The sequence below is a fragment of the Saccharothrix sp. HUAS TT1 genome, assembly GCF_040744945.1.
In the GTDB taxonomy this organism is placed as follows: Bacteria; Actinomycetota; Actinomycetes; order Mycobacteriales; family Pseudonocardiaceae; genus Actinosynnema.
Window position 1 is genome coordinate 8,046,762 of sequence record NZ_CP160453.1, and the last position, 25,551, is coordinate 8,072,312.

A 25,551-nucleotide genomic window follows, 5' to 3' on the forward strand; every position below is an offset into this window, starting at 1 on the left:
AAATCACCTGGCAGTGCGAACTTCGCTGGGTCAACTCAGCTACCCCTGCGGGGGCGGTCGAAACACCCCGATCGCGGGACTCAAGGAGCCACCGCCGGGCGAGGCGCCACGCCACGCACGCGCGGGACGTCGAGAAAAGGGCCGTTCAGGCGTCGATTTCGCCAGAGCCGGTTACCAGGACGCACCGATCGGCGTCGCCCGATGCGGTGAAAACTCCGGCCACGCTCAGCTGTGACGCGCTGTTGGGCCGTTCCCCTGAGTGAGGGTCACTCGCCGGTATGCCACTGATGGCTCCACGCACCACATCCGCCCCACCGGCCATGGCGGTCGACGCCATTCCGCGGCCGGGCCCGCGGTTTTACCGTGCCTGGGGTGAACAAAGCCGTTCCGCTGATCGCAGCGCTGACGCTCCTCGCGACGACGGCGCAGGCCGTTCCCGCGTCCGCCCAAGGATGCGGGCCCCTGCGCGTGCCCGGTGCCGAGCACCAGGAACTGACCCGGCTCGCCGACCTGTCCACCGCGGGCGGGCGCACCGACCCGGCCGACTGGGCGGGCCTCACCCCCGCCGGCCTGCCCGCGCCGACGCCGGTGCCCGGCACGCAGGTGGACGGCTACTTCCCCGACACCTCCACCGGCAACACCAACAACGGCTGGGCGCACGACTCGCAGTTCGTCATCCGGCTGCCGGAGCGCTGGAACGGCGGGCTCGTCGTGGCGGGCTCCCCCGGCGTGCGCGAGCAGTACGCCAACGACCGCGCGATCAGCGACTTCGTGCTGGCCCGCGGGTACGCGTTCGCGGCGACCGACAAGGGCAACACCGGCGCGACCTTCTACCGCGACGGCAAGCGGCCCGGCGACGCGATCGCCGAGTGGAACCACCGGGTCACCCAGCTGACCAGGGCGGCGAAGGTGGTGGCGGCGCAGCGCTACTGCCGGCCGCCGTCGCGCACGCTGGCCACCGGCATGTCCAACGGCGGCTACCTGGTGCGGTGGCAGCTGGAGAACCGGCCGGAGCTGTACGACGGCGGCGTGGACTGGGAGGGCACGCTGTGGTCCGCGGCCGGTCCGAACCTGCTGACGTTCCTGCCGCCCGCGCTGGCGGCTTACCCGGCCGGTGACCGGGAGGCGGTGGTGGCGGCCGGCTTCCCCGCCGAGTCGGAGTTCCTGTGGCCGTTCCACCACCAGTACTACTGGGACCTGACGCAGCGGATCTACCGCGAGGAGCTGGACCCGGGGTGGGACGGCGGCGCGGAGGCGGGCACGCCGTTCTGCGCGCCCGGCACGCCGCTGTGCGACGCCGACTACGACTACGCGGCACGGCCGCAGGCGCAGCGGGCGGTGCAGCGGATCGCGCTGACCGGCCGGATCGGCAAGCCGATGCTGACCCTGCACGGCACGCTGGACGTGCTGCTGCCCATCTCCCGCGACTCCGACGTGTACGCGGACATGGTGCGCCGCGCGGGTCGCGGCGCGTTGTTCCGCTACTACCGGATCGAGGGCGGCACCCACGTGGACTCGCTGTTCGACGCGTTCCCGGACCGCCTGCGCCCGCTGACGCCCTGCCACCGCTCGGCGTTCACCGCGCTGGAGTCCTGGCTGTCGTCGGGCGCTCTGCCGCCCGCGTCGGCGACCGTCCCGCGTCCGGCGGCGGTGAACACCACGGAGTGCGCGCTGTCGTGACCCGACCCCCCGCCGCTCGGTGCGCACTGGGGGCGCCGAGCGGCGGGACCCTACCCGCCCAGCACCTTCATCAGCTTGAGCGCCAGCTGGACCTCCAGCACCCGTTCCGGCGACTGCCAGTCGTCGCCCAGCAGGCTCGCCACCCGGTCCAGCCGCTGCACCACCGTGTTCACGTGCACGTGCAGCTCGTCCTTGGCCCGGCTCAGGTTCGCGCCGCAGGCGAAGTACGCCGTCACCGTCCGGACCAGCTCGGTGCCCCGGCTGGAGTCGTAGTCCAGCAGCGGGCCGAGGGTGGACCGCACGTAGCCCGCGATGTCGGCGCGGTCGCCGAGCAGGACGCCGACGAAACCGAGGTCGGCGAGGGTGCCGCCGGTGCCCTCGCGGCCCAGTTGGAGCAACGCCTTGAGGCACCGCACGGCCTCGGCGTGCGCGGCGGCGACCTCGGCCGGGCCGTGCGCCGGGCCGCCCGAGCCGACGGTCACCGGCAGGCCGACCGCCTGCCCCAGCACCCTGGCCGCGTCCTTCGCCGCGCACGCCAGGTCCGCGCCGGGCAGCACCAGCACCACGTGCTCGCCGTGCGCGCCCGCCAGCCCGCGGCACGACGACGCGTGGTGCGCGGCGGCGGCGAGGAGCCGGTCCCGGGGGCCGTCGGCGACCAGCACGACGTGGTCGGACACCAGCTCCACTCCAACCCGGCGGGCCCGGGCGCGCAGCGCGACCGGGTCGACGACGGCGGTCAGCAGGTCGGTGATCAGCTCGCCGCGGACCTTGTTCTCCGCCTCGGCGACCGTGCGGCGCAGGAGCAGCAGCAGGGCGGTCACCACGCCCGCGCGCTCGAACAGCCTGCGGTCGGCGTCGCCGAGGTCCGGGCGGTCGGTGAGGGTGATGCTGCCCAGCAGCTCCCGGCCGGCCAGCACGGCGCACACCCACGTGCCGTCCTGCGGGATGGCCCGACCGCTGGCCCGGGACGCGTTGACCGCCGCGCGGGGCTCGGGGGCGCGGGTGGCGCCGATGCGGGCCAGCTCGACGCCGTCGCTGTCGTGCACCACGATCCCGCCGTCGAGCACCTTGGCCACGGCGGCGGCCACCTCGGGCACGTCCGCGCCGCGCAGCACCAGGTCGGTGAGCCGGTCGTGGGCGTCCTCGGCGCGGCGCATGGCCTCGTTGTGCGCGCGGATCGTCTCGCCCGCCGACCGCGTCTCCTCCAGCAGGTGCGCGGTGTCCAGCGCGATCGCCACGTGGTCGGCCAGCGACGACAGCAGCGCGACCTCGTCCGGCGGGAACTGGCGCGGCGAGCGGTTGGCCGCGTAGAGCACGCCGATCACCCGGCGGTCCAGCTTGAGCGGCACGCCGAGGATCGCGACCAGGCCCTCGTCGCGCACGGCGGCGTCGATGGGACCGGTGTGGTCGAACCGGTCGTCGGCGAAGTAGTCGGCGGTGACGTACGGCCGCGCGGTCTGCGCCACCAGCCCGCCCAGGCCCTCGCCCATGCCGAGCCGGACCTGTTGGAACAGCGCCGAGATCGAGCCGTCGGTGACCCGCATGTACGTGCCGCGGCCGGGCTCGTTCATGCTCAGGTAGGCGATGTCCGCGCCGAGCAGCAGGCGGGCCCGCCGCACGATGGACCGCAGCACGGCGTCCGGGTCGCGCACGCCCGCCAGGTCGTTGGCCGTGTCGAACAGCGCTTCCAGCTCGGCCTCGCGGCGGCGGTGCGCGGTGAGCGTGCGGCGGATCCGCAGCGCCCACTCGGTGGCGCGGGCGACGCGGTCCAGCTCGGCGTCCGGCACGCCCGCCGCGCGGGCCGCGGGGAGCACCGCCGCCAGCCGCTCGCTGCCCGCGTCGGTCGCGAGCAGGTCGAGCAGTTCCAGCAGGTGCTCCACCGCGTCCGCCTCACTCATGCCCTCATGCTCGCACCGACGTCCGGGCGTCGTCGGTGCGGTTCAGCGAGCTGCCCCTGGTCTCCTTGGCCGCCAGCACCGCGATCACCGTCAGCACGCACATCCCGAGCACGTAGAGCACCACCGGGAAGGTGCTGTCGTAGGCCGCGAGCAGCGCGGTCGCGATGAGCGGCGCCACCGCGCCCGCCGCGATCGACGCCAGCTGGTAGCCGATGGACGCGCCCGAGTAGCGGACCTTCGTGCCGAACAGCTCGGAGAAGAACGCGGCCTGCGGGCCGTACATCGCGCCGTGCAGCACCAGGCCGACGGTGACGGCCAGCGTCATCGGGACGAACGACCGGGTGTCCAGCAGGGCGAAGAACGCGAACATCCACAGGCCGATGCCGACCGTGCCGATCAGGTACGTGGTGCGGCGGCCGATCCGGTCCGACAGCGCGCCCCACATCGGGATCGTCACCAGGTGCGCGAACGACGCGATCAGCACCGCGTTGAGCCCCGTCGAGCGCGGCATGCCCAGCTCCGTGGTGATGTAGACCAGGATGAACGCGGTGATCACGTAGTAGGACACGTTCTCCGCCATGCGCGCGCCCATCGCGATCAGCACCTCGCGCCAGTGGTGGCGCACGACGGCCACGATCGGCGGCTTCTCGGGGGCCTTGCTCAGCTCGGCCTTGCGCTGCGCCTCCAGGAAGACGGGCGACTCCGACACGCTGAGCCGGATCCAGAGCCCGATCAGGACGAGGAAGCCGGAGAGCAGGAACGGCACGCGCCAGCCCCAGGACAGGAACGCCTCGTCGGTCTGCACGGCGGCCAGCACGGCGAGGACGGCGGTGGCGAGCAGGTTGCCCATGGGGACGCCCGCCTGCGGCCAGGAGGCCCAGAAGCCGCGTCGTTCGGCGCTGCCGTGCTCGGACACGATGAGCACCGCGCCACCCCACTCGCCGCCGAGGGCGAAGCCCTGCACCAGGCGCAGGAACGTCAGCAGCAGCGGCGCGCCGACGCCGATGGCGGCGTAGGTGGGCAGCAGGCCCATGGCGAACGTGGCGCCGCCCATCAGCACGAGGCTGAGCACGAGCAGCTTCTTGCGGCCGAGCTTGTCGCCGAAGTGGCCGAACACCAGGCCGCCCAGCGGGCGGGCCAGGAAGCCGATCGCGTAGGTGGTGAACGCGAGCAGCGTGCCGGTGAGCGGGTCCGCGGTGGGGAAGAACAGCTTGTTGAACACCAGGGCGGCGGCGGAGCCGTAGAGGAAGAAGTCGTACCACTCGATCGTCGTGCCGATCAGGCTGGCCACGACGACCTTGGCGAAGGACGGTTTCGGCTGCGGCGGTGCGGCGTTGGTCATGTCGGTCACCACTTCGTTGGGGAGGGGGGTGGGGGCTTCACTGGGCGGTCCAGCCGCCGTCGATCGTGAAAGACGAACCGGTGACGTGGCCGGAGTGCGCGCCGCACAGCCACAGCACGACGGAGGCCACCTCGGCCGGTTCGATGAGCTGCTTGATGGCGTGCCGGGTGAGCATCACGTCGGTCAGCACCTGCTCGGGTCCGATGCCGTGCGCGCGGGCCTGGTCGGCGACCTGGTTCTCCACCAGCGGCGTGCGCACGTAGCCGGGGCTGACGCAGTTGCTGGTCACGCCGTGCGGCGCGCCCTCCAGCGCGATGACCTTGCTCAGCCCTTCCAGGCCGTGCTTGGCGGCGACGTAGGCCGACTTGAACGCGCTGGCCCGCGAGCCGTGCACGCTGGAGACGTTCACCACCCGGCCCCAGCCGCGCTGGTACATGTGCGGCAGCACGTGCCGGGCCAGCAGGAACGGCGCGGTCACCATCACCCGCTGCAGCAGCTCGAACCGGTCGGGCGGGAACTCGTGCACCGGCGCGACGTGCTGCAGCCCCGCGTTGTTGACCAGGACGTCGACCTCGGTCGGCAGGTCGCGGGCGGGGTCGACGTCGGACAGGTCGACCACGTGCTCCGCGCCGCCGGTCTCGCGGGCCACCTCGGCGACCGCGTCGCCGTCGCGGTCGACCAGGAGCACCTTCGCCCCGGCTCGGGCGAGGGCGACCGCGCAGGCCCGCCCGATGCCGCTGCCGGCGCCGGTGACCAGGGCGGTGCGACCGGACAGGTCGTCGCTGTGACCGGGGACACTCGTCATGGGCCGAAACGCTAGGTGACCTGCGGTTCAGCGGACATGTGACCAAGCCCCACAACCCGTGGGCGGTGGATGTGTTTAGCCAACAGTTAGCGGGGAAATGATCGGGTTGTCACATACGGGGTGAAGCGGACAGGACTCGTATGTAGGCTGCTTTGGCCCGTTCGGGGGACGAAAGACGTCTTGGGGGTTACGAAGTGTCACTCACGCCGATCTACGACGACCTGCTGCGCGAGTTCGAGGGCATCATCCTCGTCAGCGAGGCCGCCGAGGCGGTCCAGGCCGCCGCCGACGCCACCACCGACGAGCCGACCGCGCCCGCCGCACCCACCGCACCCACCGCGCCCGCCGCACCCACCGCGCCCGCCGCACCGACCGCGACGGACACCCCGGACACGCCGGCCGAGAGCTGAGGGGTCACGGCGTCGACGCGCTCTTCGAGCCGATGAGGGCTTCGACGCCGTCCAGCAGCAACCGGAGGCCGAACTCGAACCCGTCCTCCGAGTACGGCCCGACACCGGCCCGCACCACCCGCGCCGGCGCCGGGTAGGCCGAGAAGTCCACCAGCTCGCCGAGCGCGGCGTCGCGCTCGCGCGCCTCCTCGGGGCTCTGCTCGCGGGCGTCGAGGCTCAGCCGCGCCTGGCCGCGCACGTACGCGTCGACCGACTCGACCACCGCCACGCCCTCCGCCCCGGTCGGGCCGGTGCCGTCCAGCACCCGCAGCGCCGAGTCCAGCCACCGCAGCAGGTTCGGCCCCGGCGCGAGCCCGGCGGAGACCAGGTGCAGCACCCACGGGCGCCTGCGGAAGCCCTCGTGGTCGGCGCGGGCTCACGCCTCCACCTCGGCCCGCCAGTCGCCGGGCCGGCGTCCGGCAGCGGGTCCTCGGCCGCGACCGAGTCCGCCATCAGGGCCGCCGGCTCCGCCTTGCCCGGCAGGTAGGTGTAGAGCGACGCCGTGCCGACGCCCAGCTCCTCCGCCGCCCGGCGCATGGACAGCGCGCCCAGCCCCTCGACCTCCACGACCTCGATCGCGGCGGCCACGATCCGTTCCGCCGTCAGCCCGCGGCGCGGGCCGCGGGCCGGTCTGCGGTCGTCCCGCCAGAGCAGTTCCAGCACTCGCCGCCGCGAGATGGCGCTGTCGGTGGTCGCGCGGCCGTTGGCGGGCGTGCTGGCCGACCGGTGGGAACGACGCCTCACCGCCGCCACCGGCGCGCTGCTCTACGCGGTGTCGTGCGCGGGGTACGCGCTGGCGGAGAGCGCACCTCTCGCCTGCGGCGCGGCGGTCGGCAGCCTGGTGGCGGGAGCGCTGCACGACGGGGCGCACTGGTGGGTGGCGTGCGTGGTGGCCGGCGGGATGATCCTCGCGGGCGCGGTCGTCGTGCCGCGGGCGGTGCGGCTGCTCGGCGTCCCGGACGTCCCGGTCACGACCGCGTGAAAGCGATCGGGCCGCCGGGGAGCGATCCCCGACGGCCCGATCGCGGTGCGCATCCGCTACTTCGGCGCCGGGAGCAGGTCGGCCGGCACCGGCTCGTCCTTCTCCAGCGCGCCGAACAGGCGCAGCGCGTTCTCCCGGTCCCACTGCACGACCGAGCCCGCGCCCGGCACGGTCGGCGTGCCGCCCACCGGCACGGTCACCGTGTCCACTCCCCCGCCCATGGCGAACGCCATGCCCGCGAGGTGGTGCAGGTGGTCGTCGGAGTTCACCGAGATCGAGTCGGTGCCCGCGAACAGCAGCGGGAACGCCCGGAACGGGTTGGCCAGCGTGCCGAAGCTCGTCGCCTTGTCGGTCAGGGCGGCGAGGAACTTGCGCTGGTTCTCCACCCGCTGGAGGTCGGCCGTGGCGAACGCCCTGGTGCGGACGAAGCCCAGCGCCTGGGCGCCGTCCAGCTCCTGGCAGCCGGGCTGGAGGTCCAGGCCCGCCAACGGGTCCTGCATCGGCTCGTCGATGCACATGTCCACGCCGCCGACCGCGTCCACGATGCCGGCGAACCCGCCGAAGCCGATCTCCATGTAGTGGTCGACGTGGATGCCCGTGGCGCCCTCGACGGTCTGCACCAGCAACGACGGCCCGCCGAACGCGAACGCCGCGTTGATCTTGTTCTTGCCGTTGCCGGGGATGTCCACATAGGAGTCCCGGGGCACGCTCACCAACGTCGACTTCCCGGAGCCCTCCGGGATGTGCAGCAGCATGATGGTGTCCGTGCGCCGGCCGCCCGCGTCACCGGTGGCCAGGTCGGCCTTCTGCTCCTCGGTCAGGTCGTCGCGCGCGTCCGATCCGACCAGCAGCCAGTTGGTGCCGGGCGTGTCGGCGGGCCGGTCCGGGTAGTCGGCCAGCGCGTCGATCCGGCGCAGCGACCCGTCGACGTAGAACCACAGGCCGATCCCGAACGCCAGCAGCAGCACCAGCACGACGCCGATGGCGCGACCGATCCTCGGCTTGCGGCGCTTGGCCGCCGGGCGTGGCCGGGCTTGCGCGTAGGCGGCTGTCGGGCGCGGCTGCTGCTGGTACCCGCCCGGCTGCGGCCTGCGCGGCGGTTGCTGCGGCCTGCCCTGTCGGTACCCGCCCTGCTGATACCCGCCCTGCTGGTATCCGGCGTTCATCACGCGACCCCGTCCGTGTGTCGGTCACTGCTCGCACCTATAGACGCGGTGCGGCGCAAGAGGTTGCCCACCCTAGTGGTCGGGCGGCAGCACGAGCGCCGCCAGCAGGCGGTCCAGCTCGGCCTCCGGGTCGTCGGTCAGGCCGGTGTGCGCGGGCGAGGTCTGGATGATGGTGCTGCGCGGCGCGGTCAGCCAGCGGAAGCGCTGGCCCGCCGACGTGCGCGACACCGGTCCCGCCGTCGGCGCCCCGTCGCACGACAGCCCCAGGTGCTCCAGGCTCGCCCGCAGCACCTCGACGTCCAGGAACGGGTCCAGCGCCAGCACCCGCCGCTCGTCGACGTGCACGCGCGCGCCGAGGAAGTCCAGCTCCTTGCAGTAGACCAGCACGCCGACGTTGACCGACTCGCCGCGCTCCTGCCGGGGCACGGCGCGCAGCAGCGCGTACTCAAACACGTGCGGCACGGGCGGCCTCCAGAGCGTCGACCCAGGTCCGCGGCGCGGCCAGGCGGGCGGTGAAGAACGACTCGTACGCCTCGCGCACGGCCTGCGGCGTGCCGAACGACTCGTCCTGCGCCAGCCACTGGTCGGGCACCAGCGCCAGCACCTCGCGCACCAGCTCGGGCGTGACGCGGGCGGTCAGCTCCGCGTCCACGTCGGCCAGGGGACCGGCGAACGGCAGCACGAGGTGGTCGGCGACGTCGAACCGGTAGCTCGCCGCCGGGAACTTCTCCGGCCGCCAGGAGTGGTGGAAGTACAGCGAGGCGCCGTGGTCGATCAGCCACAGCTCGCGGTGCCAGAGCAGCGTGTTCGGGTTGCGCCAGCTGCGGTCGACGTTGAGCGTGAGGGCGTCCAGCCACAGCAGCCGGGTGGCGAGGTCGGCGCCCGGCTCCCGCACCACCGGGTTGTAGTCGAACGAGCCGGGCAGGTAGTCCAGCCCGAGGTTGAGCCCGCCGCTGGCCTTCAGCAGCTCCTGGACCTCCTGGTCGGGCTCGGCGCGGCCCAGCTCCGGGTCCAGCTCGACCAGCACGATCTCGGGCACCCGGAAGCCGAGGCGGCGAGCCAGCTCGCCGACGACGATCTCGGCGATCAGCGCCTTCACGCCCTGGCCCGCGCCGCGGAACTTGAGCACGTACATGCCGAGGTCGTCGGCTTCGACCAGGCCGGGCAGGGAACCGCCCTCCCGGAAGGGCGTGACGTAACGCGTGGCCGCGACTCTGCGCAGCCCGTTCGTGGGGTTCACGGTGTTTATTTTGCCGCTGCTTCGCAGGCGGCGGCTCGGTCGCCTGGAAGTCGACCGTTCACTCCTCATTTCCCGACGATCGAAGGGCGTGATCGTCGGGAAATGAGGAGTGAACGGTCGACGCGACCTCGCGGGTGGGGCAAGGGGGCAGGGGGAAGGGGGCAGGGGGAGGGGGGAAGGGGAAGGGGAAGGAGCAGTTGGGTGGGAGGTGAGGGGCGGGGGCGAGTGGGGGGTTAGTTGGGTGAGGTGGCTTTGGTCAGGGCGGTGAGGTAGCCGGACTCCTGGCCCGCCCGGTTCGGGTGGTAGGAGCGGTCGACCGGGACCAGGACCAGGCCGTTCAGCCACGAGTCGTCGGCGCACACGCCGTGGCCCGCGAACGCCTCCCGCACGTCGGCGTACGCGAACCCGACCGCGGCCGTCCGGTCCGCGGTCACCTCGGCCAGCGCGTCGGCCGCCCGGTTCACCGAACGGCGCTTCGCCTCGCTCATCAGGCACCACGACTCGAACGAGAACAGCCGCGGGTAGCCCAGCACGACGACGTCGGCCGACGTGCGGTCGCGCACCGCGCCGTACAGCCCGTCCAGCCGGCCGGGCAGCTCGTCGCGGATGAACCGCTCCGCCTCGCCGGTCCGCGCCGCGCACTCCTCGTCGCTGCCCAGCGTGCACGTCGTCATGACGTCGCTGAACCCCGCGTCGTTGCCGCCCGCCGTGATCGTCACCAGCGTGGTCGCGGCCGTGATGCGCTCGGCCTGCTCCGCCACCTCGCCGGTCCGGGCCCCCGCGCACGCCGCCAGCACCACGGACGCGCCGGTGCGCTCGCCCCACAGCCTCGGGTACGCGTGCGGGCTCTGCCGGCAGTCGTCGGACGCCTCGTCGCCCGCGCCGAGGCCCGCCGCGTAGGAGTCGCCCAACGCGACGAGCTCCGGCGCGGCGGGCGCGGGGACCATGGACACGAGCAGCGCGAACGCCATCACCTTCATGTCCCCGGCCTACCACTGTGGATGGTGCCGCCGGCGGAAGTTAACCCTTCAGGGCGACGCACACCGGGATGGGCGCGGCGGTGGTGTGCGCGAGCCGCAACCCGCCGGTCCGCCGGTCGACCGCGAACGCGGTGACCGAGTCGGAGTTCTGGTTGGCCGCCAGCAGGAACCGGCCGGACGCGTCCAGCTCCAAGTGCCGGGGGAACTTCCCGCCGACCGGCGTCGCCTCGACCAGCCGCAGCGCCGCGCCGCCGCGTTCCACGGCGAACACGGCCACGCTGTCGTGGCCCCGGTTGGACAGGTAGACGAACCGCCCGTCCGCCGACACCAGCACCTCGGCCGGGTAGTTGCGCGGCGTGGTCGGCGCGCCGGCCGGGAGGGTGCTCAGCTTCGGGCCCGGCTTGAGCACGCCGCGGTCGTAGCTCGCCACCACGACGGTGGAGTCGAGTTCGTTGGCGATGTAGGCGAACCGGCCCGAGGGGTGGAACGCCAGGTGCCTCGGCCCCGCGCCGGCGTGCACGCGGGCCGTGCCGGTCAGGGTCAGCTTGCCCTCGTCACCGAGGCGGTAGCTGTGGACCGAGTCGGTGCCCAGGTCTACGGCCAGCACGAACTCGCCGGTCGGGTCGGGCAGCACCTGGTGCGCGTGCGGCCCCTCCTGCCGGTCCGGGTCCGGTCCGGCGCCCCGGTGCTCGACCAGGTCGGTGCGCTCGCCCAGCGAGCCGTCGGGCAGCACCGGGTGCACGGCCACGCTGCCCGAGCTGTAGTTGGCCGACAGCAGGAACCCCCTGTGCAGCGCCAGGTGGCACGGGTCCGCGCCGCCGGTGCTCCGGCTGCCGACCACCTTCGGCACGCCGTCCGGGCCGACCGCCAAGGCGGTCACCTCACCGTCGGACTTCTCGTTGACCACGTACACGTGCCGCCCCGCGTCGATCACGAACGACGGGTTGACCACGTCCGGCACCACGCCGGTGACGCGCAACCGGCCGGTCGACGGGTCGTACGCGCCCAGGCCGAGGCCCGTGCCACCTCCCGGCCAGGAGGTGTAGGTGCCCAGGTAGGCGCGGACCTCCGCCCGCCCCAGCAGCTCCTCGGCCCCGGATACGCCCTCGGTCATCAGCAACCCCGCTCCCACGCCAACGGCACCCAGGAACCGCCGCCTGTCCACCACCACACCGAACCTCCGCTCGACCGCCCGCGGCGATCCCACAGTGGCCTGGACCACCCTGAACAAGCAAGAGGCGCAATGAAGATTGCGTCTAGCGCAACGGGTCGGCGTCCCGGAGCCGTGCCAACTCGACCGCCGGATCGTACGAGGGTTCGGGGTACGCGGGCGCCAGGTCCCGCAGCGCCTCCAGCAGCAGCCGCGCCACCACCCAGTTGCGGTACCACTTGCGGTCCGACGGGACGGCGAACCACGGCGCGGCCGGCGTCGAGCACTTGACCAGCGCGTCCTGGTAGGCGAGCTGGTAGCGGGAGAACTTCGAGCGCACCTCCAGGTCGCCCGGGTTGTACTTCCAGAGCTTGAGGGGGTCCTCCAGCCGGGCGATGAGCCGTTCCCGCTGCCGCTCCGGCGAGATGTGCAGGAAGCACTTGACGATCGTCACACCCTGGCCGGCCAGCTCCGCCTCGAAGGCGTTGATCTGCCGGTACCGGCGCCGCCACTCGGTCGACGGCACCAGGTTGTCCACCCGCGCGATCAGCACGTCCTCGTAGTGCGAGCGGTCGAACACGCCGATGTAGCCGGGCGGCGGCACCTGGCGGCGGATCCGCCACAGGAAGTCGTGCCGCAGCTCGGCCCGGGTCGGCTTCTTGAACGACGCGATGCGCAGGCCCTGCGGGTTGACCAGGCCCGCGACGTGCCGGATCGTGCCGCCCTTGCCGGAGGTGTCCATGCCCTGGAGGACCAGCAGCACCCGCCGGTGGCCACCACCCGTGCCCTCGGCGTAGAGCCGTTCCTGCAGCCCGTCCAGCTCGTCGCCGATCTTCGCCATGTCGACGACGGCGGCGGCTTTCGACCGCGGCCCGACCGGCGTGCCGGAGGGGTCGACGCCCGCCAGCTCGAAGTGGTCCGGGTCCACCCGGAAGGCGTCCGATATCGGCTGGACCTGCGCGGATTTGTCGGCCATCGTCGCAGGGTATCCCGCTGATCTTGACCGTACCCGCTGTGCAACGGATCGCCGCGAAATCGCCCGATTGCGCAACGAACACACCGGACGCGCAACGCCTGGCGGATGAAATCGCTGGCGCAGGCCCCTTAGCCTGGTGACATGACCGTCCTCGCCTCACCCGTCGCCGGGCACGCACCGAACTCAGCGCACTTCATCACGCTCGACGAGGAGTGGAGCACGCACAACTACCACCCGCTGCCGGTGGTGATCTCGCACGGCGAGGGCTCGTGGGTGACCGACGTCGACGGCCGCCGCTACCTCGACTTCCTGTCCGGCTACTCGTCGCTGAACTTCGGCCACCGCCACCCCGACCTGGTCGCCGCCGCCGTCGAGCAGCTGGGCCGGGTCACGCTCACCAGCCGCGCGTTCCACCACGACCAGTTCGGCCCGTTCTGCCGCGAGCTGGCCGAGCTGACCGGCACCGAGGTGGTGCTCGCGATGAACTCCGGCGCGGAGGCGGTCGAGTCGGCGATCAAGGTGGCCCGGAAGTGGGCGTACCGGGTCAAGGGCGTGCCGGACGGGGCCGCGGAGATCGTCGTCGCCGGGTCGAACTTCCACGGCCGCACCACCACGATCGTCTCGTTCTCCACCGACGACACCGCGCGCGGCGACTTCGGGCCGTTCACGCCGGGGTTCAAGGTGGTCGGGTACGGGTCGCTGGACGCGCTGCGCGACGCGATCACCGAGCGGACCGCGGCGGTGCTGCTGGAGCCGATCCAGGGCGAGGCGGGCGTGGTCGTGCCGCCCGCGGGCTACCTGGCGGGCGTGCGGGCGCTGTGCGACGAGCACGACGTGCTGCTGATCGCGGACGAGATCCAGTCCGGCCTGGGCCGCACCGGCGACCTGCTGGCGCTGGACCACGAGGGCGTGCGGGCCGACCTGTACACGCTGGGCAAGGCGCTGGGCGGCGGCATCGTGCCGGTGTCGGCGGTGGTCGGCAGCCACGCCGTGCTGGGCGTGCTGCGGCCCGGTGAGCACGGGTCGACGTTCGGCGGCAACCCGCTGGCGTGCGCGGTCGGCCGGGCCGTGGTGCGGCTGCTGGCCACCGGCGAGTTCCAGCAGCGGTCCCGCGAGCTGGGCGCGCACCTGCACGCGCGGCTGGGCGAGCTGGTCGGGCACGGCGTGGCCGAGGTGCGCGGGCGCGGGCTGTGGGCCGGCGTCGAGATCGCGCCCGGCGGACCGCGCGGGCGCGCCGCGTCGGAGGCGCTGGCCCGGCTCGGCGTGCTGTGCAAGGAGACCCAGGACAGCACGCTGCGCGTCGCTCCCCCGCTCGTCATCACGCGGGAGGAGTTGGACCTGGGTGTCGACGCGATCAGCGAGGTGCTGACCACCCAGCGTTAACGCAGGTCACGGACATGTGGAGGTAGGCGCATCCCCGCGGTCCGGCAGGCATCCTTACCGCTATGGGTGAACGCAAGCGGGCCGTCGCGGCCGTCGCGCTGGGACAGTGGGTGGACCCGGGGGAAGTCCTGGCGCGCGGCCGCGAGCTGCGGGCGACGGTCGGCCACGACGCGCACCGCGAGGTGGCGCTCGCACCGGACCGGCCGACCGTGGTCGAGTTCCTGAACGCCTCCAACGAGGGCCGACTGTCCGATTTGGTGCCTTTGCGCATCGGCCGGATGCTCGCCTCGCCGTTCGCGTTCTTCCGGGGCAGCGCCGGGCTGATGGCGGGTGACCTGGCCGCCGGCGCGCGCAGCGGGTTGGACGCCCAGCTGTGCGGTGACGCGCACGCGGCGAACTTCGGCCTCTACGGCACGCCCGAGGGGTCGATCGTGATGGACGTCAACGACTTCGACGAGACGCTGCCCGGACCGTGGGAGTGGGACCTGAAGCGGCTGGCGACGTCGCTGGTGCTGGCGGGTCGCGAGGGCGGGGTGTCGGAGAAGGGCTGCCGCGACGCGGCGTCCGACGCGGTGCGCGCGTACCGGGGCGCGATGCGGCACCTGGCCGAGATCCCGTTCCTGGAGTCGTGGAGCGCGCTGGGCGACGAGTCGGCGCTGTCCAAGTCCAAGGCGGACGACCTGCTGGAGAACTTCACCAAGGCGGCGTCCAAGGCGCGCCGGAACACCAGCGCCAGGGTGGCGGCGAGGTGGACCAGGCGCGAGGGCGAGCACATCCGGTTCGTCCCGGACCCGCCGGTGCTGTCGCGGATATCGCCGGAGGTCGCGGAGTCCGTGGTGGACGCGCTTCCGTCCTATGTGGACACCCTGCGCGAGTCGCGGTACAACCTGATCATGCGCTACAGCGTGTCGGACGTGGCGTTCCGGGTGGTCGGCACCGGCAGCGTCGGGTGGCGCAACTACCTGGTGCTGCTGCACGGCAACGGCGACGAGGCGCTGGTGCTGCAGGCGAAGGAGGCCCGGCCGTCGGCGCTGGCGCCGTTCCTCGGCACGCCGCCGGTGAAGCACGAGGGCAAGCGGATCGTGCACGGCGCGCGGCTCGTGCAGGCCGAGACCGACATCCTGCTCGGGTGGACCACGATCGACGGGCGGCCCTACATCGTCCGGCAGTTCCGCAACCGCAAGGGCGAGATCGACGCGACCAGGCTGCGGCGGGACGCCCTGGACGACTACGGCCGGCTGGCGGGCGCGCTGCTGGCCAGGGCGCACAGCCGCTCGCTGGACCCCCGGCTGCTGGCGGGGTACTGCGCCGGCGGCGAGGAGCTGGACGGGGCCATCGCCCGGTACGCGCTGGACTACGCCGATCGGACCTGCGCCGACCACGAGCGGTTGGTCGCCGCGGTCCGGTCCGGCCGGCTGCCCGCCGAGGTCGGATGACCCGCCGGCCGCTCCTGGAGTGCCCGCGCGGCCTCGGGCCGCTAGGTTTGCTGGAGTGGATTGGATCGGGCTGATCAGGCACGGCGAGAGCACCGGCAACGTGGCGCGCGAGGCCGCGGAGTCCGCCGGGGACGACGTCATCGACATCGCCGAACGGGACGCGGACGTGCCGCTGTCCCCCGAGGGCGAGCGGCAGGGGCGGGCGCTGGGGCGGTGGTTCGCCGAGATGCCCCGCGAGCAGTGGCCGGACCTGGTGGTCGCCTCGCCCTACCGGCGGGCCATCGACACCGCCGCGTTCGCCCTGCGCGGGCATCCCCGGATGCTGGTGGACGAGCGGCTGCGCGACCGCGAGCTGGGCGTGCTCGACCTGCTGACCACGCACGGCGTGGCGAACCGGTACCCGGACGAGCTGGTGCGCAAGCGCAGGCTGGGCAAGTTCTACTACCGGCCGCCGGGCGGCGAGTCGTGGGCCGACGTGCTGCTGCGGCTGCGGTCGCTGGTGCGCGACCTCGACGGGCGGCGCGTGCTGCTGTTCGCGCACGAGATCACGCCGTTCCTGCTGCGCTACCTGCTGGAGGGCCTGCCGGAGCGGGACATGCTGGCCTACGCGCACAACTCCACCGTCCCCAACGGCTCGCTGACGTCGTGGCGGCGCGAGGACGGCGGTTGGCTGCTGGAGCGGGAGTTCGAGAGCGACCACCTCGTCGAGCACGGCGCCGAACCCACGGAGAGCGAAGATGGCACCACGCACTCGGCCTGAGCCCGTCACGTCGGGCCTGCTGCGGGAGTGGCCGACCGGGCGCGCGGACGGCGGCGCGGTGCTCGTCGTCGGCGGTTCGCGGCGGGTGCCCGGGGCGGTGCTGCTCAGCGGCATCGCGGCGCTGCGCACGGGCGCGGTGACGTTGCAGCTGGCCGTGGCCGAGCGGCACGCGTCCGGGCTGGGGCTCGCGGTGCCGGAGGCGCTGGTGGTCGGGCTGCCGGAGACGGCGTCGGGCGCGGTGTCGCGGAAGGCGGCGGACGAGCTGGGGGACCTGGTCGGCGACGCCGCGGCGCTGGTCGTCGGGCCCGGCCTGACCGACCCGGACGAGACGGCGGCCCTGCTGGAGCGGCTGCTGCCCGCGTCGCGCGGTCCGGTGGTGCTCGACGCGTTCGCGCTGGGCGCGCTGGGCACGCACCCGGAGCTGGGCGAACCGGTGCGCGGCAGGCTGGTGGTCACGCCGAACGTGGTCGAGGCGGGGTACCTGCTCGGCGCGGAGGTCGAGGACCACGTGGACGCCGCGGTCGGGATCGCCGACAAGCACGGCGCGGTGGTGAACCTGATGGGCGTGACCGCCGCGCCCGACGGCCGGGTGTGGCAGGACGGCGCCGGGCACGTCGGGCTGTCCACCTCGGGCAGCGGGGACGTGCTGGCCGGGCTGGTCGGCGGCATGGTGGCGCGGCACCCGGACCTGGCCCAGGCCACCTGCTGGGCCGGGCACGTGCACGCGATGGCCGGTCAGCGGCTGGTGCCGCGCACCGGGCTGACCGGGATGCTGGCCCGCGAGCTGCTGGACGAGGTGCCGCGGGTGCTGGTGGAGCTGCGGTCGAGCTAGACCCGGAACGTCCGCACGACCAGGTGCGCCGTGGCCGCCACGACCAGCGCGGCGGTCACGACGTGCGCCGCCACCAGCGGCACCGGCAGCGCCGTCACCTCCTGGACCGACCCGATGACGCCCTGAACCACCGACAGCGCCAGCAGGACGTGCGCGGCGCGGTCGCGCGACGAGAAGGCCACCCAGAGCTGCAGCGCGACCATGACCACGACGGCGACGGCGTGCAGCGAGGTCACCGCGGCCGGGTCGAAGCCGAACCGGCGCGCGTCCTCGTCGCCCGCGTGCGGACCGCTGCCGGTGACCAGGGCGCCCAGGACCATCACCGCGATCAGCGCGACCGGCAGCGCCGCGACCCCGAACCGGACCCCCGGGTTCGCCGGGACGCGCGGCGCGGCGTCCGGTCGGCCGAGCAGGTCGACCAGCACGACGAGCGCGGCGACCAGCGCCATGCTGCTCAGGAAGTGCACCGCGACGACCTCGGGCGCGAGCTGCCGGCGCACGCTGAGCCCGCCGATCAGGCCCTGCGCGCCGACGCCGACCAGCACGGCGACGGCCAGCGGCAGCGCCTTCGGCGGGCGGTCCCGGTGCCGGGCCACCGCGACCACGAGGGCCAGGGTGATCAGCCCGACCAGGATGCCGAGCACCCGGTTGCCGAACTCGACGACGCCGTGCCCGCCCAGCTCCGCGGTGGTGACGAACGAGTCGTCGGTGCACCTCGGCCACGTCGGGCAGCCGAGCCCCGAGCCGGTCAGCCGCACCAGCGCCCCGGTGAGCACGATCAGGACGTTGGCCACGAGCGCCGCGACGGCCGCCCCGCGGGCCGCCTGCCGGACGGGGAGGCGCACAGCGTTCACGTCCGGCAGCGTAGGGCTGCCTAGCGGGCGCGCTTCACCCGCGTCTCGTCCCAGACCGGCTCGTCCACCTCGACCACCTCGCCGTCGGAGCGGAACAGCAGGAACCGGTCGAAGCCGCGGGCGAACCACCGGTCGTGGGTGACCGCGACGACCGTGCCGGTGAAGCCCTCCAGCGCCGCCTGCAACGCCTCGGCCGAGTTCAGGTCGAGGTTGTCGGTCGGCTCGTCCAGCAGCAGCAACGTGGCGCCGGACAGCTCCAGCAGCAGCACCTGGAACCGCGCCTGCTGACCACCGGACAGCGTCTCGAACCGCTGGTCGCCCTGCTTGCCCAGGCCGTAGCGGCTCAGCACGGCCATCGCCGCGCCCCGGTCGAGCCCCTTGCGGCCGCCCTCGCCGTGCCACAGGACGTCGACCAGCGTGCGGCCGATCCACTCCGGGTGCTGGTGGGTCTGCGCGAACAGGCCCGGCACGACGCGCGCGCCCAGCCGGCACACGCCGGTGTGCGCGACGTCGCCGCCGCCGAGCAGCCGCAGGAAGTGGCTCTTGCCCGAGCCGTTCGAGCCGAGCACGGCCACCCGGTCCTCGAAGAAGATCTCCGCGTCGAACGGCTTCATCAGCCCGGTCAGTTCGAGGTCCTGGACGGTGATGGCCCGCACGCCGGTGCGACCGCCGCGCAGCCGCGGCGCCACCTTCTCGTCGGTCGGCAGCTCGGGCGGCGGCCCGGCCTCCTCGAACTTCTCCAGCTTGGCCCGCATCACCCGGTACTTCGCCGCCATCACCTCGCTGATCCGGGCCTGGATCTGCAGCGTGCGGACGAGCTCCTTGAGGTGGTCGTGCTCCTCGTTCCACCGGCGGTGCAGCTCGGCCAGGCGGTCGATGCGCGCGGCGCGGGCGGCGTGCCAGGTGCCGAACGAGCCGGCGTGCGTCCACGCCGAGTGCGCCTCCACCGTGACGACGTGCGTCGCGGCGACGTCGAGCAGTTCCCGGTCGTGGCTCACCAGCAGCACGGCCTTGCCGGTCTCGCGCAGCCGCTCCTCCAGCCACCGCTTGCCCGGCACGTCGAGGTAGTTGTCCGGCTCGTCCAGCAGCAGCACCTGCTCCGGGCCGCGCAGCAGCGCCTCCAGCACCAGCCGCTTCTGCTCGCCGCCGGACAGCGTGCGCACCTCGCGGAACCGGGCCCGGTCGAACGGCACGCCCAGCGCCGCGACCGTCACCGTGTCCCACAGCACCTCGGCGTCGTAGCCGCCGACCTCGCCCCACGCGGTGATCGCGTCGGCGTAGCGCATCTGGGTCGGCTCGTCGTCGGTCTCCATGAGCCGCAGCTCGACGGCGTCCAGCGCCTCGGCGGCCTCCCGCAGCGGCGCCGGTGACGCGGCCAGCAGCAGGTCGCGGACCGTGCTCCCGTCCCGGACGGAGCCGACGAACTGCGGCATCACGCCCAGGCCGCCCTGCACGCGCACGCTGCCCGCGGTCGGGGTCAGCTCGTTCGACAGGATTCGCAGCAGTGTCGTCTTGCCGACGCCGTTCGCGCCGACCAGGGCGACCACGCTGTTCGTGCCGACCTTGAACGACACGTCGCGGAACAGCTCGCGGCCGTCGGGCAGGCGGAAGGCGAGGCCGTTCGCGTCCAGGTATCCCACCCGCGCATGGTCGGGCATGGTCGGGTCCGGTGGCCAGCGGATTAGGTCCGGCGTCACTTCGTGATGGCGAAAGCGGACGTCCGCACGGCCCGCGTGGAACCTAGTGGCGCGGGCCGTCCAGGCGCGGGCTCAACGCCACGAGTAGCCGCGCATGAGCACCAGCAGCGCGCCGAAGCCCAAGGAGGCGAGTGCGGGGCCGAACGCCCCCAGGAACAGCAGCAGCACGCCGAGGCCCGCGAACGTGGCCACGAGCGCGTAGCTGAGCAGTGGGTGCCGGGGTTTCCCGGCGACGAGCGCCGAGGCCAAGCCCGGCTCCTCGTCCGCGAGTCTGGTCTCGATCTCACTGAGGGTGCGGCGTTCCGCTTCGCTCATCACGGCGGATGGATACCCGGCGCCAAACCCGCAAAACCCAGCCTGAGCGGGGGTTTAGCCGCCAAGATCAGCGTGAGAGCGCGACGAGCCTGGACACCGCCCGCAGGTACTTCTTGCGGTAGCCGCCGCGCAGCATCTCGGCGGTGAACAACTCCGACAGCGGCTCGCCGGACACCGCCACCGGGATGTCGCGGTCGTAGAGCCGGTCGCCGAGCGCGACCAGCCGCAGCGCCACCGCCTGGTCGGGCGCGGGCCGGACGTGGCGCAGGTGCACCGCGGTGACGCCGTCCAGCAGCCTGCCGTAGCCGGACGGGTGGATCCGGGCCAGCGCGGCGCACAGGTCGGCGAAGTCGTCCAGCGTGCCGCCCGGCGTGCCCCCCGCCCTGGTGACCAGGTCCTCGTCTGCCAGCGGCGGCGGCGCGTCGGGCAGGCCGCGGTGGCGGTAGTCCGGGCCGTCCACCCGGACCACGGTGAACTTCGCCGACATCGACTGGATCTCGCGCAGGAAGTCCGCGGCGGCGAACCGGCCCTCGCCCAGCTTGTCCGGCAACGTGTTCGACGTCGCCGCGACCGCGACGCCCGCCGCGGTCAGCTCCTTGATCAGGCGGGTGACCAGCATCGTGTCGCCCGGGTCGTCCAGCTCGAACTCGTCGATGGCGAGCAGCTTGTGCGACGACAGCCGGCGCACGGTCTCGCCGAAGCCGAGCGCGCCGACGAGGTTGGTCAGCTCGACGAACGTGCCGTAGGACTTCGGGCCGGGCACGGCGTGCCAGGTCGAGGCCAGCAGGTGGGTCTTGCCGACGCCGAAGCCGCCGTCGAGGTAGAGGCCGGGCTTGGCGCCGTCCTGGCCGGACCGCTTGAACAGCCGGTCGAACACGCCCCGGCCGCCACCCTCGGACACCCGCTCGGCGAACTCGCGGCACGCCCGCACCGCCGCCGCCTGGCTCGGTTCGTCCGGGTTGGGCAGGTAGGTGTCGAAGCGGACCGCGTCGAAGCGCGGCGGCGGGACCATCGCGTCCACCAGCTCGGCCGGGTCGACGTGCGGTGTGCGGTCGGACAGGCGTGGCGGGGCGGACATGCCCGGATCGTAACGGCGTGCTGGGATGTGCAGGTGCGGATGTTGTGGCCACCACGTGCCGGCGAGATCACCGACGACGAGCTGGAACAGCTCTACGACTACCCCGACGGGCTCGACCGGCCGTGGGTGCAGGTGAACTTCGTGTCCAGCGTGGACGGTGCGGTGTCGGTGGCGGGCCGGTCCGCCGGGCTGGGCAACGAGGCCGACCGCAAGGTGTTCATGCTCGGCCGCGACCTGTGCGACGTGGTGCTCGTCGGCGCGGGCACGGCCCTGGTCGAGGGCTACCACGGGGTGAAGGCGGGCGAGGTCCGCGCGTCCCGGCGGGCCAGGCTGGGGCTCGCGCCCGTGCCGCCGATCGCCGTGGTCACCGGCCGGTGCTCGATCGAGCCCACGTCCACGCTGCTGACCAGCACGTCCGTGCCGCCGATCGTGCTGACCACGGCGGCGGCGCCGCGCGAGCGGCGGGACGCGCTGCTGGCGGCGGGCGCGGACGTGGTCGTCGTCGGCGAGGAGTCGGTGTCCATGGACCTGGCGCTGGCGGCGCTGGACGAGCGCGGGCTGCGCCGGGTCGACTGCGAGGGCGGGCCGCGGGTGCTCGGCGCGCTGATCGACGCGGACCTGGTGGACGTGCTGTGCGTGACGTTCTCGCCGCTGCTCGCGGGTGGTGACGCCGGCCGGATCGCCACCGGCCCGCTGCCGCCCGCGCCCCGGTCGCTGGAGCTGCGGTCGGTGCTGCACCACGAGAGCGCCCTCCTGCTGCGGTACGGCAAGGTGACACCTGATCCGGTGACGCAAGCCACATCGCCGGCCTGATCCGGATACGGTCCGCACCCGAGCGTGCACGCACCGATACGGAGGGACCGCCGTGGCCCAGAGCACCGCCGCCAAGCCGGAGACCGGCACGGACCGGTTGGCCGACGACACCGAGCAGGGCAAGACCACGATCGCGTCGTCGGTCGTGCAGAAGGTCGCGGGCATCGCGGCCCGGGAGATCTCCGGCGTGCACGCCCTGGGCGGCGGGGTGTCGCGGGCGTTCGGCGCGCTGCGGGAGCGGATCCCCGGCGCGGGCACCGCGAACACCGCGGGCGTGGCGGTCGAGGTCGGCGAGAAGCAGGCGGCGGTCGACCTGGACATCGTGGTCGAGTACGGGGTGGCCATCGTCGAGCTGGCGCGGGCCGTGCGGCGCAACGTGATCGGCTCGGTGGAGCGGATGACCGGGCTGGAGGTCATCGAGGTCAACATCGCGGTCAACGACATCCACCTGCCCGAGGACGACGAGGAGGTCGGGCCGTCGGGGTCCCGGGTCGAGTGACGCACGTGTCCGAGGACGTCGAGGCGGCGGTGCTGGCGCACCCGGACGTGACGCGGCTGGACGGTGCGATCGCCTCCTACCTGCCCGGGCGGCGGGTGGTGGGGGTGCGGGTCGGGGCGCGGGTCGAGGTCGCGGTGGTGCTGCGGCCGGATCGCCCGATCGGCGAGGTGGTGCCGGAGCTGCGGGCCGAGGTGGCGCGGGTCGCCGGGCCCGTGCCGGTGGACGTCGTGGTGGCCGACCTGGAGTGGGAGGGCTGATGAGCGCAACGCAGACCGGGCTGCTCGCGGGGCTGGTGCTGGGGCTGGCGGCGACGAGCGGGTTCGCCGCGTTCCTGGTGACGCTGGCGGTGGGGGTGATCGGCCTGGCGGTCGGGCTGGTGCTGGACGGCGCGGTGGACCTGGGCTCCCTGCTCGGCCGGGGCCGCGACAAGTGACCGCCGCGAACGAGGACCGGCCCCCCGACTCGGCCGGCTCGGCTGGAGCCGATGGTGCGGCTGGTGCGGGCGGCGCGAGCGGCACGGCTGGAGCGGGCGGCGCGGCCGGTGCGAGCAGCGCGGGCAGCGCGGCTGGCGAGAGCGGCGCGGCCGGAGCGGTTGGTGCGGGCGGCACGGCTGGTGCGAGCAGCGCGGGCAGCGCGGGCGGCGCGGCTGGCGAGAGCGGCGCGGCCGGAGCGGTTGGTGCGGGCGGCACGGCTGGTGCGAGCAGCGCGGGCAGCGCGGGCGGCGCGGCTGGTGCGAGCGGCGCGGCTGGTGCGGGTGAGATGCGGGGAGGGGCCGATTCGCTCGGGTCCACCGAGATCCACCCCTCCGTCCTGCGGAAGGTGGTCGCGCACGCGATCCGCCTCGTCCCCGGCGCGGAGCCGAGCGCGGCGGTCAGGTTGGACGCCTCGGGCGGTGACGTGGCGCTCGCGGTGAAGTTGGCGTTGCGCTACCCATCGCCGGTCCGGGCCACCGCGGCGGACGTGCGGCGCAGCGTCACCGAGGAGGTCGAGCGCATCACCGGCTACCGGGTCCGCTCGGTCGCCGTCATGGTGTCCGCCCTGCGCCCCGACCCCCGACCGCGGGTGGAGTAGCGGTGCGGGTGTTGCTGCGGGTCCTGTCGCCCTTCCTCGGCCTGGCGCTGGCCGCCGCCGGCGCCCTGCTGGTCTTCGCCGTCGCCCGCCACTGGTCCGGCGACCGGTGGCGGTGGCCGGACTGGTCCTGGGTCGACCAGCCGGTCCTCGTCACGGGCGCGTGCACGGCGGCCGGCGGGCTGTTCCTGCTGGTCCTGGCGTCACGGGCGGTGCCGTCGCAGGTGGCGTTGCACGATCCCGCCGACGGCGTGCGGGTGGTCACCACACCGGCGTCGCTGGCCCGCGTGGTCGGCCACCGGGTGCGCGCGGAGGACGGGGTGACGGGCGCGTCGGTCACCGCGTCACGGCGCAAGGTCCGGGTCCGGGCCACCAGCTGGGCCCACGACGAGGCGGAATTGCGGCCCCGGCTGCTGGACGCCGCCCGCGAGGCCCTGGCCGACCTGCCGCTGCCCGACCGGCCGGACGTGTCGGTCGTGGTCATCTCGCCGAAGGACCGCCGGTGAACCGCTCGAACCGCACCGAGCGCGTGCTCGCGTTCACCCTGGGAACCCTCGCCCTGCTGGTCGGCGGCGGCGCGGTGGTGCTCAACCGCCTCGGCGTGGACCGCCCCCTCGCGGACCCGGTGGCGCTCGACTGGGTGCGGAGCCACCTCCTGCCGGTCCGCGTCGGGCTGCTCGCCCTCGGCGTGCTGGCCGTGTTCCTCGGGCTGCTGTGGGCGTGGCGGGCGGTCCGCCCGGAGCGGCGCCCCGACCTGCGGGTGGGTGACGACGTGGTGGTCACCGCGAAGGCGTTGGCGGCGGCGGTCAAGTCGGACGCCGAGCACGTGCGCGACGTGGACAGCGCGAAGGTGGCCGTGGTCGGCACGCCCGCCCTGCGGCTCCGGCTGGTGCTGCGGCACGGCGCGGACGTGCCGCGGGTGTGGCGGGAGCTGGACGGCCTCGTGCTGTCGCGGGCGCGCGACGCGCTCGACGTGGAGGTGCTGCCCACCGCCGTGCGGCTCGAACTCGCCAAGCGGGAACGCGTGCGTCGAGGGGGTTCGCCGGGCAGGATGGCCGGGTGGCGCTCCCGCTGACCCCTCCCGTGCAGCCGATGCTGGCCAACGCGGTCGACGAGATCCCGACCGGCGCGGACCTGCTGTTCGAGCCCAAGTGGGACGGTTACCGCTGCCTGGTGTTCCGCGACGGCGACGAGGTGTTCCTGCAGTCCCGCAGCGGCAAGCCGCTCAACCGGTACTTCCCGGAGGCCGAGGCCGCGCTGCGCCGCACCCTGCCGCCGCGGGTCGTGGTCGACGGCGAGCTGGTCGTGGCCAAGGACGACAAGCTGGACTTCGACGCGCTGTCCGAGCGCATCCACCCGGCGGCGAGCCGGGTCCGGCTGCTGTCGGAGCAGACGCCCGCGAGCTTCGTGGCGTTCGACGTGCTGGCCCTGGGCGACGACCTGCTGCTGGAGCGGCCGTGCGCGGAGCGCCGGTCCACCCTGGAGCGCCTGGTCGCACCCGGCGACGGCCTGTACCTGACGCCCTCGACCACCGACCGCGAGCTGGCCGCGCAGTGGTTCGAGCTGTTCGAGGGCGCGGGCCTGGACGGCGTCATCGGCAAGCCCGCCGACGGCGAGTACACGCCGGGCAAGCGCAGCATGGTCAAGGTCAAGCACGCCCGCAGCGCGGACTGCGTGGTGGCCGGGCTGCGCTGGCACAAGGACACCGACCCCGGCACGGCGGTCGGCTCGCTGCTGCTGGGCCTGCACGACGACGCGGGCGTCCTGCACCACGTCGGCGTGGTCGGCTCGTTCAAGGCGGCCGAACGGCGGGCGCTGGCCGAGGAGCTGCAGGACCTGATCACCACCGGCGACCACCCGTGGCTGGTGGAGCCGGACGGCCGCCGGCTGCCCGGTGAGGTCAACCGGTGGCGCGGCAAGCACGCCGACTGGGTGCCGCTGCGGCCGGAGCGCGTGCTGGAGGTCTCGTACACGCAGACCGAGGGCGCCGCGCCCGCCCGGCTGCGCCACAACGGCCAGTTCCGCCGCTGGCGGCCGGACCGCGAGCCCGGCTCGTGCGGTTACGACCAGCTCGACCAGCCCGCGCGCTACGACGTGGAATCCGTTTTGCGAGGCGAAGTTCGCCCCGCGTGACCGCTCGGGTGAGTA

30 protein-coding genes are annotated in these 25,551 nt (G+C 73.8%); 15 read left to right on the plus strand and 15 right to left on the minus strand.

Annotation, left to right across the window (positions count from 1 at the left end):
- Nucleotides 1-402: 402 nt before the first annotated feature.
- Nucleotides 403-1,680, plus strand: a complete 1,278-nt coding sequence (locus tag AB0F89_RS35185) for a tannase/feruloyl esterase family alpha/beta hydrolase (protein WP_367139137.1) — start codon at nt 403-405, stop codon at nt 1,678-1,680.
- A 50-nt stretch (nt 1,681-1,730) separates the two neighbouring features.
- Here AB0F89_RS35185 and AB0F89_RS35190 read toward each other — a convergent pair whose 3' ends face one another.
- The 3 genes from AB0F89_RS35190 to AB0F89_RS35200 are packed head-to-tail and all read right to left on the minus strand — an operon-like array spanning nt 1,731 to nt 5,725.
- Nucleotides 1,731-3,578, minus strand: a complete 1,848-nt coding sequence (locus AB0F89_RS35190; protein ID WP_367130454.1) for a helix-turn-helix domain-containing protein — start codon at nt 3,576-3,578, stop codon at nt 1,731-1,733.
- A 4-nt stretch (nt 3,579-3,582) separates the two neighbouring features.
- Nucleotides 3,583-4,920 carry an MFS transporter gene (locus AB0F89_RS35195; RefSeq protein WP_367130456.1) on the minus strand — a complete coding sequence of 446 codons (1,338 nt, stop codon included), beginning with the start codon at nt 4,918-4,920 and terminating at the stop codon, nt 3,583-3,585.
- Between the two features lie 37 nt (nt 4,921-4,957).
- Entirely contained in the window at nt 4,958-5,725 is a 768-nt protein-coding gene (locus tag AB0F89_RS35200) for a 3-hydroxybutyrate dehydrogenase (protein ID WP_367130458.1), read from the minus strand.
- A gap of 194 nt (nt 5,726-5,919) precedes the next feature.
- Here AB0F89_RS35200 and AB0F89_RS35205 point away from each other — a divergent pair, with 194 nt between their 5' ends.
- Nucleotides 5,920-6,135, plus strand: a complete 216-nt coding sequence (locus tag AB0F89_RS35205; RefSeq protein ID WP_367130460.1) for a hypothetical protein — start codon at nt 5,920-5,922, stop codon at nt 6,133-6,135.
- A gap of 4 nt (nt 6,136-6,139) precedes the next feature.
- Here the strand turns inward: AB0F89_RS35205 and AB0F89_RS35210 are convergent, their stop codons facing one another.
- Both AB0F89_RS35210 and AB0F89_RS35215 read right to left on the minus strand, forming a co-directional pair.
- Nucleotides 6,140-6,469 carry a TetR/AcrR family transcriptional regulator C-terminal domain-containing protein gene (locus tag AB0F89_RS35210; RefSeq protein ID WP_367139139.1) on the minus strand — a complete coding sequence of 110 codons (330 nt, stop codon included), beginning with the start codon at nt 6,467-6,469 and terminating at the stop codon, nt 6,140-6,142.
- On the minus strand, nt 6,352-6,711 hold the full coding sequence (locus AB0F89_RS35215; protein ID WP_367130461.1) for a hypothetical protein: 360 nt from the start codon (nt 6,709-6,711) through the stop codon (nt 6,352-6,354). The genes AB0F89_RS35210 and AB0F89_RS35215 overlap by 118 nt, the downstream gene beginning before the upstream one ends.
- Between AB0F89_RS35215 and AB0F89_RS35220 the strand changes: the two genes are divergently transcribed.
- Nucleotides 6,677-7,156 carry a hypothetical protein gene (locus AB0F89_RS35220; RefSeq protein ID WP_367139189.1) on the plus strand — a complete coding sequence of 160 codons (480 nt, stop codon included), beginning with the start codon at nt 6,677-6,679 and terminating at the stop codon, nt 7,154-7,156. The genes AB0F89_RS35215 and AB0F89_RS35220 overlap by 35 nt on opposite strands.
- A 56-nt stretch (nt 7,157-7,212) precedes the next feature.
- Here the strand turns inward: AB0F89_RS35220 and AB0F89_RS35225 are convergent, their stop codons facing one another.
- From AB0F89_RS35225 to AB0F89_RS35250, 6 genes are all read right to left on the minus strand, one after another.
- The gene (locus AB0F89_RS35225) at nt 7,213-8,322 is read right to left on the minus strand and encodes an LCP family protein (RefSeq protein ID WP_367130462.1); all 1,110 of its coding nucleotides are present in this window, start codon (nt 8,320-8,322) and stop codon (nt 7,213-7,215) included.
- Nucleotides 8,323-8,394: 72 nt separating this feature from the next.
- Complete coding sequence (locus AB0F89_RS35230; RefSeq protein ID WP_367130464.1) at nt 8,395-8,784, minus strand: DUF3037 domain-containing protein; 390 nt, start codon at nt 8,782-8,784, stop codon at nt 8,395-8,397.
- The gene (locus AB0F89_RS35235; protein ID WP_367130466.1) at nt 8,768-9,562 is read right to left on the minus strand and encodes a HipA family kinase; all 795 of its coding nucleotides are present in this window, start codon (nt 9,560-9,562) and stop codon (nt 8,768-8,770) included. Before AB0F89_RS35235 ends, AB0F89_RS35230 begins: the two co-directional genes overlap by 17 nt.
- 233 nt (nt 9,563-9,795) lie before the next feature.
- Nucleotides 9,796-10,542: an SGNH/GDSL hydrolase family protein gene (locus tag AB0F89_RS35240; protein ID WP_367130468.1), complete on the minus strand. Its 747-nt coding sequence runs from the start codon at nt 10,540-10,542 to the stop codon at nt 9,796-9,798.
- Nucleotides 10,543-10,582: 40 nt separating this feature from the next.
- Nucleotides 10,583-11,656 (minus strand): lactonase family protein, encoded by a 1,074-nt coding sequence (locus AB0F89_RS35245; RefSeq protein ID WP_367130470.1) that lies wholly within the window; start codon nt 11,654-11,656, stop codon nt 10,583-10,585.
- 142 nt (nt 11,657-11,798) lie between these two features.
- Nucleotides 11,799-12,668: a PPK2 family polyphosphate kinase gene (locus AB0F89_RS35250; RefSeq protein WP_367130472.1), complete on the minus strand. Its 870-nt coding sequence runs from the start codon at nt 12,666-12,668 to the stop codon at nt 11,799-11,801.
- Nucleotides 12,669-12,809: 141 nt separating this feature from the next.
- On the opposite strand from AB0F89_RS35250, the gene rocD reads away from it, so the two are divergent.
- The 4 genes from rocD to AB0F89_RS35270 all read left to right on the plus strand — a co-directional run bounded on the left by rocD (nt 12,810) and on the right by AB0F89_RS35270 (nt 17,079).
- The gene (gene rocD, locus AB0F89_RS35255) at nt 12,810-14,051 is read left to right on the plus strand and encodes an ornithine--oxo-acid transaminase (protein WP_367130474.1); all 1,242 of its coding nucleotides are present in this window, start codon (nt 12,810-12,812) and stop codon (nt 14,049-14,051) included.
- A gap of 62 nt (nt 14,052-14,113) precedes the next feature.
- Nucleotides 14,114-15,487, plus strand: a complete 1,374-nt coding sequence (locus AB0F89_RS35260; protein ID WP_367130475.1) for a DUF2252 domain-containing protein — start codon at nt 14,114-14,116, stop codon at nt 15,485-15,487.
- A gap of 55 nt (nt 15,488-15,542) precedes the next feature.
- Entirely contained in the window at nt 15,543-16,247 is a 705-nt protein-coding gene (locus tag AB0F89_RS35265) for a histidine phosphatase family protein (protein ID WP_367130477.1), read from the plus strand.
- Nucleotides 16,225-17,079, plus strand: a complete 855-nt coding sequence (locus tag AB0F89_RS35270; RefSeq protein ID WP_367130479.1) for an NAD(P)H-hydrate dehydratase — start codon at nt 16,225-16,227, stop codon at nt 17,077-17,079. The genes AB0F89_RS35265 and AB0F89_RS35270 overlap by 23 nt, the downstream gene beginning before the upstream one ends.
- Here the strand turns inward: AB0F89_RS35270 and AB0F89_RS35275 are convergent.
- The 4 genes from AB0F89_RS35275 to zapE form a co-directional block, all read right to left on the minus strand.
- Nucleotides 17,076-17,933: a heme A synthase gene (locus tag AB0F89_RS35275; RefSeq protein ID WP_367130481.1), complete on the minus strand. Its 858-nt coding sequence runs from the start codon at nt 17,931-17,933 to the stop codon at nt 17,076-17,078. The genes AB0F89_RS35270 and AB0F89_RS35275 overlap by 4 nt on opposite strands.
- Nucleotides 17,934-17,953: 20 nt before the next feature.
- The gene (locus AB0F89_RS35280) at nt 17,954-19,591 is read right to left on the minus strand and encodes an ABC-F family ATP-binding cassette domain-containing protein (RefSeq protein WP_367130483.1); all 1,638 of its coding nucleotides are present in this window, start codon (nt 19,589-19,591) and stop codon (nt 17,954-17,956) included.
- Nucleotides 19,592-19,702: 111 nt separating this feature from the next.
- Nucleotides 19,703-19,945 carry a DUF3040 domain-containing protein gene (locus AB0F89_RS35285; protein WP_367130485.1) on the minus strand — a complete coding sequence of 81 codons (243 nt, stop codon included), beginning with the start codon at nt 19,943-19,945 and terminating at the stop codon, nt 19,703-19,705.
- Nucleotides 19,946-20,012: 67 nt separating this feature from the next.
- A complete protein-coding gene (gene zapE / locus AB0F89_RS35290) occupies nt 20,013-21,023 on the minus strand; it encodes a cell division protein ZapE (protein WP_367130487.1) in 1,011 nt (336 codons plus the stop codon).
- A gap of 39 nt (nt 21,024-21,062) precedes the next feature.
- Between zapE and AB0F89_RS35295 the strand changes: the two genes are divergently transcribed.
- The 8 genes from AB0F89_RS35295 to AB0F89_RS35330 are packed head-to-tail and all read left to right on the plus strand — an operon-like array spanning nt 21,063 to nt 25,536.
- Nucleotides 21,063-21,836, plus strand: coding sequence for a pyrimidine reductase family protein (locus tag AB0F89_RS35295; RefSeq protein ID WP_367139141.1), 774 nt, complete (start codon nt 21,063-21,065; stop codon nt 21,834-21,836).
- Between the two features lie 52 nt (nt 21,837-21,888).
- Nucleotides 21,889-22,335, plus strand: a complete 447-nt coding sequence (locus AB0F89_RS35300; RefSeq protein ID WP_367130489.1) for an Asp23/Gls24 family envelope stress response protein — start codon at nt 21,889-21,891, stop codon at nt 22,333-22,335.
- A 5-nt stretch (nt 22,336-22,340) separates the two neighbouring features.
- Nucleotides 22,341-22,592: a hypothetical protein gene (locus AB0F89_RS35305; protein ID WP_367130491.1), complete on the plus strand. Its 252-nt coding sequence runs from the start codon at nt 22,341-22,343 to the stop codon at nt 22,590-22,592.
- Nucleotides 22,592-22,768, plus strand: coding sequence for a hypothetical protein (locus tag AB0F89_RS35310; RefSeq protein WP_367130493.1), 177 nt, complete (start codon nt 22,592-22,594; stop codon nt 22,766-22,768). The genes AB0F89_RS35305 and AB0F89_RS35310 overlap by 1 nt, the downstream gene beginning before the upstream one ends.
- A complete protein-coding gene (locus tag AB0F89_RS35315) occupies nt 22,765-23,406 on the plus strand; it encodes a hypothetical protein (RefSeq protein WP_367130495.1) in 642 nt (213 codons plus the stop codon). Before AB0F89_RS35310 ends, AB0F89_RS35315 begins: the two co-directional genes overlap by 4 nt.
- 2 nt (nt 23,407-23,408) lie before the next feature.
- Complete coding sequence (locus AB0F89_RS35320; RefSeq protein ID WP_367130497.1) at nt 23,409-23,909, plus strand: DUF6286 domain-containing protein; 501 nt, start codon at nt 23,409-23,411, stop codon at nt 23,907-23,909.
- Nucleotides 23,906-24,478: an alkaline shock response membrane anchor protein AmaP gene (locus AB0F89_RS35325; protein ID WP_367130499.1), complete on the plus strand. Its 573-nt coding sequence runs from the start codon at nt 23,906-23,908 to the stop codon at nt 24,476-24,478. Before AB0F89_RS35320 ends, AB0F89_RS35325 begins: the two co-directional genes overlap by 4 nt.
- A complete protein-coding gene (locus AB0F89_RS35330; protein ID WP_367130501.1) occupies nt 24,463-25,536 on the plus strand; it encodes an ATP-dependent DNA ligase in 1,074 nt (357 codons plus the stop codon). The genes AB0F89_RS35325 and AB0F89_RS35330 overlap by 16 nt, the downstream gene beginning before the upstream one ends.
- Nucleotides 25,537-25,551: the final 15 nt, after the last annotated feature.

Bases quoted from the DNA above. Each gene is read 5' to 3' on its own strand.
- AB0F89_RS35200 (WP_367130458.1), bottom strand. From the start codon at position 5,725: ATGACGAGTGTCCCCGGTCACAGCGACGACCTGTCCGGTCGCACCGCC.
- AB0F89_RS35215 (WP_367130461.1), bottom strand. From the start codon at position 6,711: ATGCGCCGGGCGGCGGAGGAGCTGGGCGTCGGCACGGCGTCGCTCTAC.
- AB0F89_RS35260 (WP_367130475.1), top strand. From the start codon at position 14,114: ATGGGTGAACGCAAGCGGGCCGTCGCGGCCGTCGCGCTGGGACAGTGG.
- AB0F89_RS35190 (WP_367130454.1), bottom strand. From the start codon at position 3,578: ATGAGTGAGGCGGACGCGGTGGAGCACCTGCTGGAACTGCTCGACCTG.
- AB0F89_RS35295 (WP_367139141.1), top strand. From the start codon at position 21,063: ATGTTGTGGCCACCACGTGCCGGCGAGATCACCGACGACGAGCTGGAA.
- rocD (WP_367130474.1), top strand. From the start codon at position 12,810: ATGACCGTCCTCGCCTCACCCGTCGCCGGGCACGCACCGAACTCAGCG.
- AB0F89_RS35250 (WP_367130472.1), bottom strand. From the start codon at position 12,668: ATGGCCGACAAATCCGCGCAGGTCCAGCCGATATCGGACGCCTTCCGG.
- AB0F89_RS35285 (WP_367130485.1), bottom strand. From the start codon at position 19,945: ATGAGCGAAGCGGAACGCCGCACCCTCAGTGAGATCGAGACCAGACTC.
- AB0F89_RS35195 (WP_367130456.1), bottom strand. From the start codon at position 4,920: ATGACCAACGCCGCACCGCCGCAGCCGAAACCGTCCTTCGCCAAGGTC.
- AB0F89_RS35240 (WP_367130468.1), bottom strand. From the start codon at position 10,542: ATGAAGGTGATGGCGTTCGCGCTGCTCGTGTCCATGGTCCCCGCGCCC.
- AB0F89_RS35280 (WP_367130483.1), bottom strand. From the start codon at position 19,591: ATGCCCGACCATGCGCGGGTGGGATACCTGGACGCGAACGGCCTCGCC.
- AB0F89_RS35225 (WP_367130462.1), bottom strand. From the start codon at position 8,322: ATGAACGCCGGATACCAGCAGGGCGGGTATCAGCAGGGCGGGTACCGA.
- zapE (WP_367130487.1), bottom strand. From the start codon at position 21,023: ATGTCCGCCCCGCCACGCCTGTCCGACCGCACACCGCACGTCGACCCG.
- AB0F89_RS35270 (WP_367130479.1), top strand. From the start codon at position 16,225: ATGGCACCACGCACTCGGCCTGAGCCCGTCACGTCGGGCCTGCTGCGG.
- AB0F89_RS35245 (WP_367130470.1), bottom strand. From the start codon at position 11,656: ATGACCGAGGGCGTATCCGGGGCCGAGGAGCTGCTGGGGCGGGCGGAG.
- AB0F89_RS35310 (WP_367130493.1), top strand. From the start codon at position 22,592: ATGAGCGCAACGCAGACCGGGCTGCTCGCGGGGCTGGTGCTGGGGCTG.